We start from the raw sequence: 13,872 nt of genomic DNA, 5'->3' as shown, positions 1-13,872 counted from the left end.
GTTTCTCCATGAATCACACTTCGTACATGGTCCGTTTTAAGAAAGTCATGTGGAAAGCACTTTTGAAGTCCCTAGATCCCAAACCCTCTCCAAACGTCATCGTTTCAAGAGCGAGCCCCGACACTCGTAATCCACTGTTCCCTAATAACTTATATCTCATATTTTATATTGCTGGACAGAACAATCTTATATCGATAATTTTTTCTATCAGATAAAGTATTGCCAAAATCAGGTTTGCTGTGATAGGATAAATTTCAATAAAACATATTATTCACACCTGTTAAGTATGAATTTCAATTTGGTAAGAGCAATTATGAGTGATTAGCTTTGTAAATAATATCAAATGGCCAATTATTCTTGGACCTGAAGCAAACAATCCAATCTAGTGTAAAAAGCGGAAGAATAGGGATATACATGTTTTGGGGTTTCAGAGCACCATCCATGTGTTATCTATTTTAACACTAGAGTCGAGTCGATCCTTGCATTGGAAAAGCATTAGATGGACCTCTTTTATCCACGATGCGTTACAGTGCGGTACCGCGAATAACTAAAAAGACTTCGAAGATCAATGGAGATAGCTGAATATAGAAGTTCCTTTTTTTTATAATAAATTGTTAATTTTTTCTATCTTGGTTAAGTGGTAGGCGTAACAGAGGAAGGTTTAAATATCTTGAAAAAGGGCTAGAAAAGTTTAGGGAGTAGGGGAAGTATAGGTTAAATCATATTTTTTAGATGTGAATAAAGGGTTTTAGAGATATTTTGATTATACTCCACTCAAGTTTTAGATGAACAATTACAAGTTTGGGAAACGGAGATGCTAATGATGCAAAGATTACTAGTAAACAGAGGTATTACCGCATGTATCGTATTACTAGGTTCCTTGTTTTTAGTTTTTTCTATTAATTATTTTTTGCCCAGTGATGTAGTCGATCAGTTGTTAGCTGAAAATGGATCTAATCCAGAAATAGCCGAAAATCTTCGAAAAGAGCTTGGATTAGATTTACCGTTTCATGTGCAATTTTTTAATTATATAACGAACTTGTTTCAAGGCGATTTTGGTCAGTCCATCATAAATGGTGAGCCCGTTATTGAGAAAATTTTTGCTCAACTTCCGGCAACGATCATGTTAACGATAGCAAGTGCTGCCATTGCCATCTTTATAGGAGTTACGTTAGGAGTTTTAGCTGCTATTCATCATAATAGCCTTATTGATTATATGGCGAGAATCGTTGGTTTAGTTGGAATATCAATGCCTACGTTTTGGTCAGGCATTTTATTAATATTGATTTTTTCGATTCAATTAGGATGGTTTCCAGCAATGGGATCAAATGGTTTTAGTACGTTAGTTATGCCTGCTGTAACACTAGGATTAGTAGGGGCTGGTTTTATTGTTCGGATTGTTCGAAACAGTATGCTTGAAGTGATAAATGAATCATTTATTTTAACTCTGCGTTCCAAGGGAATTTCCGAACGGTTAGTGATGTATCGACATGCTTTACGGAATGCACTTATTCCTGCAATTACAATGATTGGAATTATTATTGGAGATTTTTTAGGAGGTGCTGTCGTTATTGAAACGGTATTTGCTAGGCAAGGAATCGGCCGCATTGTCGCAGATGCCATAATGGCGAAAGATTTACCAGTTGTACAAGGTGTGGTTTTCTTTTCAGCAATTATATATGTTTCCATTAACTTGCTTGTAGACATCTCATATTCATTGATTGATCCGAGAATTAGACGTAGCCAGTTAGGAGGTTTCAGCAAATGAGAGAAGCAAATTCAGTACTCGTGAAACAAAAAATGGCTTCTGTACCTCAACGAAAATTTTTTCGTCTTAAATTTTGGGGCTTAGAAAATTTGTTTATCTATTTAGCGGTATCTATTATCGTTTTTTTAACGATTTGTGCCATCGTACCGCAATGGATTGCCCCTTATTCTCCTACTGAAATGTTTTCAGATCAAATATTGCAGTCTCCTTCAGCAAATCATTGGTTTGGAACAGATTATTTTGGAAGAGATGTTTTTAGTGTCGTTGTATATGGCAGCCGCTATTCCATATTAATTGGTTTCTCAGCCGTGTTAGTTGGAGGGATAATTGGCAGTTTAATTGGAGCTATTGCCGGCCATGTTGGAGGAATTGTGAATATGATTTTTATGAGGTTGATTGAAATTTTACAGACGATTCCTGGTTTGTTACTGGCATTAGCATTTGCAGCTGCGCTCGGTGCCAACTTTTTAAACATTGTACTGGCGGTTTCACTTGCTTCGTTACCAAGCTATGCAAGAGTTATATGTGGTCAGATTGTTAGCGTGAAAAATCGGCCATATGTATTAGCATCAAAATCAATTGGTACGTCTAATATTATGATTTTTTTGAACCATGTTTTGCCAAATTCTTATCCTCCTTTGTTAGTAATGGCTTCCAATGGTCTCGGCGTAGCTATTTTAACGGGAGCAGGTTTAAGTTTTCTTGGACTAGGTGTTGTGAGTGAGATCCCAGATTGGGGAGCTTTATTATCTCAAGGCAGAGGTTATTTAGCTGCAGCCTGGTGGATTGCGACTTTTCCTGGTTTAGCTATTTCGATGTTTGTTCTATCGGTGAATATAATTGGTGATCGTCTTCGTGATTATTTTGATCCGAAAAAAAGAATAGCTTAAGGGGGGATATTGTTGAGTACGTTATTAAATGTCCAAGACTTAACAGTAGATTTTAAGACAAAAAAAGGCTTATTAGAAGCCATATCGGATGTCAACTTTACTATAAGACCTGGTGAAACGGTTTGTTTAGTTGGAGAATCAGGAAGTGGGAAATCAGTTACTTCTAAAGCCATTATGAGATTAATTGATTACGAAAATGGAAAGATATCGAATGGCCAAATTTTATTTAATCAAGATGATTTAGTTACAATGTCTAAAAAAAACCTAAATCGAGTACGCGGGAAAAAAATATCTATGGTATTCCAAGAACCGCTAGCGGCTTTTGATCCCGTTTTTACGATCGGGCAACAGCTTACAGAGATAATTCTTCAACATACAAATGTTACAAAAAAGCAAGCGTGGATAAAGGGAGTTACTTTACTAAAAAGGGTGGGAATTTCTGAACCCGATATACGAATGAAGCAATATCCTAATGAATTATCAGGTGGCATATTGCAACGGGCAATGATTGGGATGGCGCTTGCGTGTGAACCGGAGCTGCTGATTGCCGACGAACCAACGACGGCCTTGGATGTAACTATTCAAGCACAAATTATTGATTTATTAAATGAGTTAAAAACAGAGTTTAATATGGCAATTCTTCTAGTGACACATGATTTAGGTGTTGCCGCACAGCTAGCCGACCGAATTATTGTGATGTATGCAGGGAAAATAGTGGAAGAAGCGACTGTTCAGCAGCTATTTCAAAAACCACATCATCCTTATACTCGCGGCCTTTTACAATCGATCCCGAAGAAAGAGAAACGAAAGCTTTATTCAATTGAAGGTTCGATTCCTAACCTTTCAGAAATGCCGATAGGATGCAGGTTTCATCCAAGATGCCCTTTTGCTACAGAAAAGTGTCAAGCGGAAAGTCCTCCATTATTTTTTGTAAATGATCGGTACAGTGCTTGTTGGTATACAGAGAAGTTGGTGGAGGATAAAAATTGGTTTGAGCAAGAAACGGTTAACCATTCTCCTTTACGGGTGAAGGAATCTAAAGAAGAGGAAGAACCTGGAGAAGTCATCGAGAAAAAAGATTTATTTGAGATTAAGGGACTAAGTAAATATTACGCTTTAAAACAATCAGGTAAACAGATTAAAGCCGTAGATCAAGTGTCATTTTCCATTAAAGAAGGAGAGACATTTGGGTTAGTAGGTGAATCTGGGAGTGGAAAATCGACATTAGGTCGAGCGATTCTTCAACTGGAAAAAATGACATCAGGTGATGTGTTGTTTCAAGGACAATCATTGTTACAGTTGAAAAACTCGGAAATGAGAAAAATCCGGAAAAATATGCAAATGATTTTTCAAGACCCTTATGGCTCCATTGACCCACGCTGGACCATCGGTGAAATTATTGCTGAACCGTTAAAAGTACATCAAAAAAGAAAGGCAACGAAACAAATAGAAACAGAAGTGAAAGAGCTTTTAACAAAAGTGGGACTTAATCCTGATTGGCATCAACGTTATCCTCATGAGTTCTCAGGCGGACAGCGGCAAAGGATTGGTATAGCAAGAGCAATTGCTGTAAATCCATCATTTATTTTAGCTGATGAAGCGGTTTCGGCATTAGATGTTTCAGTGCAAGCACAAATTATTAATCTGTTAAAAGAGCTGCAGCAATCGCTGAGGCTAACGTATCTATTTATCGGACATAACTTAAATATTGTACGTCATATTTCTGATCGGGTAGGTGTGATGTACTTAGGGAAAATAGTTGAAATTGCTCCTAGTGAAGAGTTATTTAACCGCCCTGCTCATCCCTATACAGAAGCGTTAATAAGGTCTATTCCTCATTCTGATCCGACGAATCTAAAGAAGAACGTTGTTTCCATTCAAGGAGAAATTGCATCTCCGGTTAATTTGCCCTCAGGCTGCCGATTCCGAACGCGGTGTCCGTTTGCGACGGAGCGTTGTAGCGAGGAGGTGCCTGAATTAAAAGAATTTAAACCAGGACGCCATGTTGCATGCCATTACTCTTCATTAGTTTTTGATAACGAAAAGAAAGTTATTTCATAGTTTGAAGGGATGAATATGATGATTACAAGAAACAAGCCACACAAGAAAATACTTATTCAAATTGCATGCCTCCTGTTTCTTTTAGCCGGTTGCTCTAATGCTGGTAATTCGAACTCATCAACTATAGGTACAGAAGAAAGTAAGTCGAGTAAGCCAGTGTCTGGTGGAGAATTTACATATGCATTATCCACTCCTCCGGATACTTTGGATCCCCAAGCAAGTGGTTTTGCAGTTTCGTACAGGGTACTTAAAAGTATTTTTGAAACGTTAGTATATCAGTCTAAAGATAATACGATTGAGCCTTGGCTTGCTACAGAATGGGATATTTCTGAAGATCAAAAGTCTTACACATTTAAATTAAGAGACGATGTCACTTTTCACGACGGTTCTAAATTTAATGCCGAAGTGGTGAAATATAATTTTGAAAGAATATTAAATCCAAAAACAAGAGCTACAACTGCAGCGTCCTATCTAGGAAAATTTAAATCTATAGAAATATTAGATGACTATACAATAAAAATTAACTTATCTGAACCATCGGCTACATTTTTAACTCTATTAGCTCATACAAATCTCTCCATTGTCTCACAAGAAGCTGCAGAAAAGTATGGAGATCAATTCAATGCCCATCCCGTAGGGTCAGGTCCTTTTAAATTTGTTGAACAAGTAGAAAATGATCGGATTGTACTGGAGAAGAATGAAAATTATCATGGAGGATACCCTTTTGCTGAACATGATGGCCCGGCCTATTTGGATAAACTTGTTTTTAAAATCATACCTGAAGAGGCAACTCGAATTGGAAGTGTCCAAAGCGGGCAAGTGAATGCGATTGAAACTGTACCTCCACAAGATGTAGTTTCAATCAAAGCGAATAATCAATTAAACATTCTTGAGGCAGCTACAGGAGGACTTCCCTATACGTTGTTTATCAATCAAACGACGGCACCTTGGGATGATGTAAAAGCAAGACAAGCTTTAAAGGCAGCTATTGATGTAAAGACGATTGTGAATACATTATACTTGGGAACGTATAAAAGAGCATGGTCTTCACTGGCGCCTATTACCTTTGGTTATGATAAGAGTCTCGAAAATAAAGACTCATATGATGTGAAAAAAGCGAACCAATTATTTGATGAATTGGGTTGGGAAAAAGCATCTGACGGATTACGTAAAAAAGATGGAAAAACACTTACTTTACGTATACTTAACGATGCTATCAATCGTGAGAAAAGACAAGATATTTCACTAATGGTTCAACAACAATTAAAAGAAGTAGGCGTACAAGTGGAACTTATTACAACAAATGATCCATTGAGTATTCTGAAGGATGCAAAAGGATACGATCTTCGTGGAAACAGCCGAGTGGCTTTAGATCCTGATGACTTAACTCTTTTTTATCATTCTCAAAAAACTCGTGATACGGGAGGACTTAATCTTAGTTGGATAAAAGATAAGGAAATCGATACTTGGTTAGAGAATGCCGCTGTAGAATTAGATAAAGAAAAACGGGCGGATCTCTATAAGCAAGTGCAACAAAAATTAATTGATCAGGTTGCGGTTATTCCAATTTATGATTTCCCATATACAGTTGCTGCAGCTAAAAAAGTGCAGGGGCTAAAGTTTGATTCGCTTGGCTATCCTTTATTTTTTGATGTGAATTTACAAAAATAGGAGGAATTCCAGAATCGTGTTGAAAAACACAGGTCACCTGTATGATAGGTGTTTAGCTTAGTTATTCAATGAAAAATAGAGACTGCATCACATATCATACAGGATTTTATTAATCAAACGTTTATCCCGTAAAAGTCCGATTGGTTCAACTAACAATCAGTGGGGGACGAATGTACGAAGGCTAAAAGCTCAGGCGTCCTGTGCGGGCGCCTTCACTAGCATATCCTATGCGTCGACCCCCCCACTGATTGAAGTTTCACTTTATTAAAGACAAAAAATATGAAACCGGTTAATCAATAGATAACAAAATAATATGAAGGGGGTTTAAAAGTTGAAATTTGTTTTGATTAGCCTTTTGAGTAATCACCCAAACGGCGTGACCGGAGAAGTATTTACTGAGCAACAAATGTTTCAAAACGTGCTAAATCAGGCTGTTCTCGCTGAAGAACTTGGTTTTGATGGCTATGGGGTGGGTGAGCGTCATGGTGCACCATTCTTGTCTTCCTCACCGGCAGTGACGCTGACGGCCATTGCAGCTCAGACCTCAAAAATCCGTTTGTTGACTACAGTAATGGTTCTGAGCGTGCTTGACCCGGTACGTGTGGCTGAAGATTATGCTACACTAGACCATCTTTCAGGCGGACGACTAGATGTAATAATTGGTAAAGGGAACGATCCGCGACATTATCCGCTTTTCGGGATTACCGAGGAGGAGCAATGGGAATCTCTTGCAGATCGGTATAAGCTTCTGAAGCTCTTATGGAATGAAGTAGGCGTCACTTGGGAGGGGAAATATCGCCCGCCTATAAACAATGTAACCACAAAACCTAGACCTTTTCAAAAACAAATTCCAGTGTGGCATGGCAGTGCATCAAGTCCGCTTTCTACTGAGCTTGCTGCGAAGTATGGCGAACCTATTTTTTCATCGAATACGTTTCATCCGATGGCTAAGTACAAAGCGTTAATTGATCACTATCGCGAACGTCTAGCTTATTATGGCCATGATCCTAAACAGGCAGTAGTCGGATCAGGCGCAAGAGGCTTGTATTTGGCAAATACTACGGAAGAAGCAATTAAACGCTATCGCCCGTATTATGATGCCCATATGAATACAGAAGCATCGAGGTTCAATCAACCGCCTTTTAGAGATCTGGAAGATCACATTCAAAACGGATCTGCACTAGTTGGCAGTACTGATCAAGTGATCGAGAAGATTTTAAAATACTACGAGGCTTACGGACATCAAGTGCAAAGTATTAGTGTAGAGGGATTAAGTAAAAATGAGCAGCGAGAGCAACTCGAGAGATTCGCCACTGAAGTTATGCCGGTGTTGCGACGTGAGATCCCAAGCACAGTATGGGACAGTAAACGGCCAACACTGATATAAAGTGTTCATTCCTAAAAAAGTGTCTAATCCTTTCATTGGCAGAACTATGTAATATCATCAGGTATTGGGTTAGAGAATTCGACGTATAAATAAAAAACAGGTTGTACCTCCTTGTAACGCTTCTTCCTCTTATTAATCTAGACAAAAGAATCACCGAGGTTTAAGGACATCCCCCATCTATTGGCTTCTTAAAAAAGAAACACGAAGAAGTTAAGGTTGAATGTCCTTTTGTGGTGGTACAATGCTTAGGGCGAATAATAGTCCCAAGTGAGTTCTCTACTTGGGACTCGTTTAAGTCGCGTTAGCGATTTTGTTCTAAAGTATTATTTCCGATGGTTATCAATTAACGAAAAAGTTTCTCCATGAATCACACTTCGTACGTGGTCCGTTTTAAGAAAGTCATGTGGAAAGCCTAACTCGATTTTGCTTGCTTCATCGAGTTGTTTGAGATGATCTGCGCTTAATGTGAAATTCAAGCTATCCAAATTATCTTTTAGCTGAGTTGCTTTTCTTGCGCCAACGATCGGAATGATTTGGTCAGATTGCTGGCGTACCCAATTGATGGCCACTTGTGCCGGAGATTTGTCGATTTCATTGGCGATTTCCACAACAAGCTTCGCGATTTCTTTATTTTTTTGAGTTAAACGAGGGTTGTCCTGAGAAAGCCGTTTAGACTCTGAATTTGCATCCTCTGATTGATTCAAATACTTGCCTGTCAGCGCCCCGCCCGCAATCGGCGCCCATGCGGTGACTCCGATATCGAACGCTTTTGCCATAGGCAATAGGTCTCTTTCCGGCGCTCGCTGCAACAAGCTGTATTCAATTTGCAGTCCGATGAATGGAGTCCATCCACGTAAAGCAGCTAACGTATTCGCTTGGGAAATGATCCAAGCAGGTGTATCAGAAATCCCGACATACAACACCTTGCCAGCTCGTACTAAATCATCTAACGCCCGCATGACTTCTTCAACAGGTGTGAGAAAATCCCATGCGTGGAGCCACAGTAAATCAATATAATCGGTTTGCAGCCTTTTTAAACTGCTTTCAACGGACTGAACCAAATTTTTCCGATGATTTCCTCCGCCATTGGGGTCGGTACTCCGATTCGTTAACGTATACTTCGTACCAAGTACTATTTGCTCTCTGACCGGTTTGATAAACTCACCTAGAAATGCCTCACTTGATCCATCGGTATAGAAGTTGGCAGTATCAATGAAATTGCCGCCGGCTTCTACAAACAGGTTAAACATGTCTTGGCTTTCACTTTTTGAAGTTCCTAGATCCCAATCCTCTCCAAACGTCATAGTTCCAAGAGCAAGCTCCGACACTCGTAATCCGCTATTCCCTAACAGCTTATATCTCATGTTTACTGCTCCTTTTCGTTATGATTTGGCTTCTTTTTTAGTCTAGAGCCTAGAGTGCACTCGAGGTCAAGAATTATGTATTCTACCACCCGAAATGCATGGAGATGTTTAAACGGTTCAATTAAATGGAAAAGTCCAGAGTAGATATGTTTTTAAACAAAGGTGGTGGATAAAATGAAGTATGGCATTCATTTTGGGTACTGGACACAGGAGTGGGATACCGATATCAAACCGCTAATCCCCAAGGCCGCAAATCTTGGTTTTGATGTGTTGGAAGTAGGGCCATTTCCAGGATTGATGGAGCAGGACCAACAGGAAATGAACGAGGTAAAACGCATTGCAGCTGACCATAACATCGAGCTGACCTATTGCTTGGGTTTATCACCGGATTTGGATCTTACTTCTCCAGATGATACTACCCGGATAAAAGGGATTCGCTACATTCAGCAGCTTATCGAATCGGTGTATCAAATGGGCGGAAGCCAGTTAAGCGGCATTTTATACAGTGATTGGCCGGCCATGTACAAAGAAGTCAAAACGATGGATGATAAAAAGAATGCGTTGGTTCGGGCGGAAGAATCGTTAGAGGTGGTTTTAGAAACCGCTGTCTTCTACGGTATTCATTGTTCCTTGGAGCTTGTTAACCGCTTTGAGCAGTGGCTGATGAACAGTGTGGATGAGGGGGTTGCTTTTCAGGAAAGCTTAAACCATTCGAACTGTTCTCTATTGCTGGATACCTTTCATATGAACATAGAAGAAGACGACATTCCCGCAGCAATTCGTCGAGCCGGACAAAATATTGGTCATTTTCATGTTTGTGAAAACAATCGAAAAGTGCCTCGTCCAGGGTCAAGATTGGATTGGCCAAGCATTCTTCAAGCGTTGAAGGATATTGATTATTCAGGACGGATCGTCTTTGAACCGTTTGTGAAGCCTGAAGGAACAATTGGGAAAGACATTCGCATCTGGCGCGATCTTAGCGGCCAAGCGAATGAGGAACAAATCGACCAGCAGCTGAAAGAAGGATTGCACTATTTGAAATCTACATTTTCTCATTAATCGATACTAGAAAAGGATAGTCTTCTCGGTTTCGAGGAGGCTATTTTTCCGATAGTAATTGTTTTACCGCAGGAATGTCAGCAGGCACCCATTTTAAGGAATCAAGATTTTCTCTTTTAAGCCAGATTAATTTTGAATGTTCGCTCGGTGTTGGAGTTCCCTCAACAATACGGCATTTAATAACGATTAGATTAATAATGAACGTGTCATATTCATGGAGATTTTCAATTAGGATTTCTTTCGTTTCAATTTGGCAGCTCAATTCCTCGTTTATTTCTCTTACTAACGCGGAGAAGATATTTTCGTCGGCCTCTACTTTCCCTCCTGGAAATTCCCACATATTCGGGTTATTCATTTCCGGAGATCTTAGTGCACAGAGAATCTCTTTTTGATCATTTTCGATAACGGCCGCGACGACCTTGACGGTTTTTTTCAATGTTATCCCTCCAATTGTAATCACGTGAGGGAGATTCTTGATAAGAACATAACATAAGCCACTATATTAAATAGTTTAACTTCCTCTTTGGAAAAGTCCTTCCTAGTATTGTTTATGATCAATCTCAGGATAAGAGCCTCAGATTCATATTCTCATTATGCTCATGATTAGATTCTTTTTCCTTCCCCACTGCTGAGAATGGGGTTGTTTTTTAATTTTTTTTATGAAAGAAATCGGAAATTGCATGAATAATCTCTGTTCCTTGATACAGAAATAAACTAAGGGCTGTTAACGAAAAACACGCAATTATAATACTTCTCAACCAAAACATCATCAATACCTCCTTAATATTGCTTATAGGGTAAGAGTCTCAGATTCCTGTTCGTATTATGGGGGTGATTAGTCGGTAACCAATTCTTTTTTCTTCTTCACTCTCGCTGTCAAGTAGTACGTGCCGGATAAACACCTCGTTACATTCTCTAAATGCAAATTGTTGACTGACGTCCAAGGCAACGACACCTGCTTATCCGACTAACATTTGTCGCATGAAGTCCGTTAAATGGCCTTCTTTAATTGTTTTTGATTATCTTTCATTCTCTTTCTAAGACACATAAAGGCAAAAAGACATAATCCTGCTCCAATTCCCATTGTTAAATTAGCAAAAACAGTCAACAAAAAGGTAACCATTAAAATCAATGAATGTCCCGATTTTTCTTTTAGGATACTAGCAAATTGTTCCTTTTTGCTTATGTTCCATGACACAACCATCAAAACCGGAGCTAGGCTAGCAAGCGCAACATGGGAAGCATAGGGTGCAAGTAATAATAATACTAATAAAACGAATAAAGCATGTGTTATTCCTGCAATTGGCGATGAGCCACCATTTTTGATATTTGTGACGGTTCGTGCTACCTCCCCAGCCGCTGGAATTCCATGAAATAAAGGTATAACCATATTTACAATGCCCTGTCCAATTAGCTCTTTTTTACTGTTATGCTTTGAACGAGTCATTTCATCTGCAACTCGAGCCGTTAATAAAGATTGCAATCCAATAAGGATGGCAATTACAAAGGAAGATGGCAAGAGATATATGATTTTTTCTATGGTCACCTTAGGAAAATCAGGTAAAGGTAATTGATGTGGGATTTCCCCATAAATAGAACCGATGGTTTCTATTTGATTCGAATAGAAAAAAGACGAAACTAGACTTGAGACAAGGATGCCTAGTAAATAGGAAATCCCTCCAACTTTAGGAAAATAACGTTGCGCAATTACAATAATCAGTAAACAAAGAAGTGCAGTGATTATAGTATAGATGCCTACAAGGTAGAGATTTCCTACTATTTCCTTGATATTTAAATGAAAATATTCGTATTTTTCAATATTGTGCAATCCTAGAAAGTTTGGAATTTGACCGCTGAATATAATAACCGCAATACCAGACTGAAAACCAATAATAATTGACTGAGGAAAAAATTTGATTAAATTTCCTACCTTGCATAGCCCAAAGATGATAAGCAAAATACCAGCCATAAACCCGGCAATTAATAAGTTTTCAAATCCGAATTGCAAAATAATACCCAATAAAACCGGAACAAAAGCACCAGTAGGACCTCCAATCTGAAATCTGGATCCTCCTAAAATGGAAATCAATAAACCGGCCACAATCGTTGTATAAAGTCCTGTGACAGGAGATGTTCCAGAAGCAATCGCAAACCCTAATCCCAATGGAATAGCTATAATACCAACAACAGTTCCTGATAGCACATCTTTTTTTAAGTTGTGTAAGGAATAGTCTCTGAACGCGTCTAAGTTCACGTACGTTACCCTCCCAATTGAATTATTAAAAAGGTTATTTTGTAACTTGAGTTAATACGAACAATGGGATTTTCGGTAAATATTATTAATGTTAATATGACGAGAGTTAAGACTTATCACAGTGACAGGGACACTATAGATATTTACTCTATTTAGATTCACCACAAAATAATTCTCATTTTAAAAGCAGAAAACATGCCTCCAATAATGAAGTGTAGAGGCAATACCCAACTTTACCTGAAGCAAAATCAAATACCATCAATTAATGGAGGCACAACAATCACTTGCTGCTTGAGAAAAACTACATAGTGACTGGGTTGGATTTCTTAGAATTGGCCTGTTTATATCCATCTGTGATGAGATCTAATTTACCTGTTTCAGGACAGATCACCATACCATGAACGGAAATATTTTCTGGCATTAAAGGGTGGTTTTTAATCAAATGAACACTATTTTCCACATTCTTCTCTACACATTCAAAACCCGTCAGCCATTCAGATACATTAATACCGGCATTAACTAGAGTATCAATTCGATCTTCGCTAACACCATTTTGCTTTGCGCTGTCTAGAATGGAACCAGGTTCAAGGCCTTCCATTCCACATCCGCGGTGCCCAATCACACATACTTCTTCAGCTTTTAATCCATATATAGCTACAAGAATACTGCGCATAATGCTGCCAAAAGGATGCGATACCACAGCTCCAGCATTCTTGATGATTTTCGCGTCCCCGTTTTTTAAACCCATCGCTTTTGGAAGTAGTTCCAGCAAACGAGTATCCATGCACGTGAGAATAACAATTTTTTTATCTGGAAACTTTGAGGTCTGAAATGCTTCATAATTTTTTTGGTTTACAAAGGAATTATTAAATTCCGTAATTTTCTGAATAATAGACATGGATTTTCCTCTCCTTCGTAATTAGCTTAAAAAGATTTTTTTATTGATTTTATTGGTTTGTTTCTTCAGGTTTTATCGTTTCTATTTGCTAATATTCATTCCATCCTCTCACCCGGCAAAATTACAAACACACATATGTTTAACCCTCCCTTGGAAACGATTTTAAATTGGTCAAAGGCAATGCCTGATCAGTAAGAGCTACATCGTAAGATTGAATTGTACAACGATTCAAATTGTACAGTATGCAAAACCAGAGTCTATCATTCTGCGATAACAAGATGATTTATCGGGGTAAGAGAACGTTTTCAGGAAGATATGTGAAAGTATTAGTCTGATTAATGATGTTAATTTTGGAGAATAGAAGTTAGTATAGGTATCGACTGGCTCTCGCAACAAAAGTAAACAAACTTTAACAGAAAGTAAACAAATTTAGGAGGGGTATTTTCTGTCCATTTTCCCTCGACCGTCAGATAAATAGTCTAATAGGATTAAAGAAAAGACATCGAACATCCATTTAAAT

10 protein-coding genes are annotated in these 13,872 nt (G+C 38.5%); 6 read left to right on the top strand and 4 right to left on the bottom strand.

Annotation, left to right across the window (positions count from 1 at the left end):
* Positions 1–823: 823 nt before the first annotated feature.
* The 5 genes from AM592_RS16995 to AM592_RS16975 all read left to right on the top strand — a co-directional run bounded on the left by AM592_RS16995 (position 824) and on the right by AM592_RS16975 (position 7,777).
* Positions 824–1,768, top strand: a complete 945-nt coding sequence (locus AM592_RS16995; protein WP_053604906.1) for an ABC transporter permease — start codon at positions 824–826, stop codon at positions 1,766–1,768.
* Positions 1,765–2,658, top strand: a complete 894-nt coding sequence (locus AM592_RS16990; protein ID WP_053604905.1) for an ABC transporter permease — start codon at positions 1,765–1,767, stop codon at positions 2,656–2,658. The genes AM592_RS16995 and AM592_RS16990 overlap by 4 nt, the downstream gene beginning before the upstream one ends.
* A gap of 12 nt (positions 2,659–2,670) precedes the next feature.
* The gene (locus tag AM592_RS16985) at positions 2,671–4,719 is read left to right on the top strand and encodes an ABC transporter ATP-binding protein (protein WP_098945254.1); all 2,049 of its coding nucleotides are present in this window, start codon (positions 2,671–2,673) and stop codon (positions 4,717–4,719) included.
* Positions 4,720–4,734: 15 nt separating this feature from the next.
* Positions 4,735–6,390: an ABC transporter substrate-binding protein gene (locus AM592_RS16980; RefSeq protein ID WP_082364144.1), complete on the top strand. Its 1,656-nt coding sequence runs from the start codon at positions 4,735–4,737 to the stop codon at positions 6,388–6,390.
* Between the two features lie 331 nt (positions 6,391–6,721).
* The gene (locus AM592_RS16975) at positions 6,722–7,777 is read left to right on the top strand and encodes an LLM class flavin-dependent oxidoreductase (protein WP_053604903.1); all 1,056 of its coding nucleotides are present in this window, start codon (positions 6,722–6,724) and stop codon (positions 7,775–7,777) included.
* A 323-nt stretch (positions 7,778–8,100) separates the two neighbouring features.
* Here the strand turns inward: AM592_RS16975 and AM592_RS16970 are convergent, their stop codons facing one another.
* Positions 8,101–9,141, bottom strand: coding sequence for an aldo/keto reductase (locus tag AM592_RS16970; protein ID WP_053604902.1), 1,041 nt, complete (start codon positions 9,139–9,141; stop codon positions 8,101–8,103).
* Positions 9,142–9,315: 174 nt separating this feature from the next.
* Between AM592_RS16970 and AM592_RS16965 the strand changes: the two genes are divergently transcribed.
* On the top strand, positions 9,316–10,200 hold the full coding sequence (locus AM592_RS16965) for a D-psicose 3-epimerase (RefSeq protein WP_053604901.1): 885 nt from the start codon (positions 9,316–9,318) through the stop codon (positions 10,198–10,200).
* A gap of 40 nt (positions 10,201–10,240) precedes the next feature.
* Here AM592_RS16965 and AM592_RS16960 read toward each other — a convergent pair whose 3' ends face one another.
* The 3 genes from AM592_RS16960 to AM592_RS16950 all read right to left on the bottom strand — a co-directional run bounded on the left by AM592_RS16960 (position 10,241) and on the right by AM592_RS16950 (position 13,352).
* Positions 10,241–10,636 (bottom strand): (deoxy)nucleoside triphosphate pyrophosphohydrolase, encoded by a 396-nt coding sequence (locus AM592_RS16960; protein ID WP_053604900.1) that lies wholly within the window; start codon positions 10,634–10,636, stop codon positions 10,241–10,243.
* A 555-nt stretch (positions 10,637–11,191) separates the two neighbouring features.
* Complete coding sequence (locus AM592_RS16955) at positions 11,192–12,454, bottom strand: SulP family inorganic anion transporter (protein WP_053604899.1); 1,263 nt, start codon at positions 12,452–12,454, stop codon at positions 11,192–11,194.
* Between the two features lie 301 nt (positions 12,455–12,755).
* The gene (locus AM592_RS16950) at positions 12,756–13,352 is read right to left on the bottom strand and encodes a beta-class carbonic anhydrase (protein ID WP_053604898.1); all 597 of its coding nucleotides are present in this window, start codon (positions 13,350–13,352) and stop codon (positions 12,756–12,758) included.
* Positions 13,353–13,872 lie beyond the last annotated feature (520 nt).

Source organism: Bacillus gobiensis, from assembly GCF_001278705.1.
In the GTDB taxonomy this organism is placed as follows: Bacteria; Bacillota; Bacilli; order Bacillales; family Bacillaceae; genus Bacillus; species Bacillus gobiensis.
Note: the sequence above shows the minus strand (reverse complement) of the source record. Positions and strands in the feature narration are given on the sequence as shown.

What these genes read in the sequence shown, in the direction of transcription:
- AM592_RS16970 (WP_053604902.1), bottom strand. Translation starts at nt 9,141, where the DNA reads ATGAGATATAAGCTGTTAGGGAATAGCGGATTACGAGTGTCGGAGCTT.
- AM592_RS16990 (WP_053604905.1), top strand. Translation starts at nt 1,765, where the DNA reads ATGAGAGAAGCAAATTCAGTACTCGTGAAACAAAAAATGGCTTCTGTA.
- AM592_RS16980 (WP_082364144.1), top strand. Translation starts at nt 4,735, where the DNA reads ATGATGATTACAAGAAACAAGCCACACAAGAAAATACTTATTCAAATT.
- AM592_RS16995 (WP_053604906.1), top strand. Translation starts at nt 824, where the DNA reads ATGCAAAGATTACTAGTAAACAGAGGTATTACCGCATGTATCGTATTA.
- AM592_RS16950 (WP_053604898.1), bottom strand. Translation starts at nt 13,352, where the DNA reads ATGTCTATTATTCAGAAAATTACGGAATTTAATAATTCCTTTGTAAAC.
- AM592_RS16965 (WP_053604901.1), top strand. Translation starts at nt 9,316, where the DNA reads ATGAAGTATGGCATTCATTTTGGGTACTGGACACAGGAGTGGGATACC.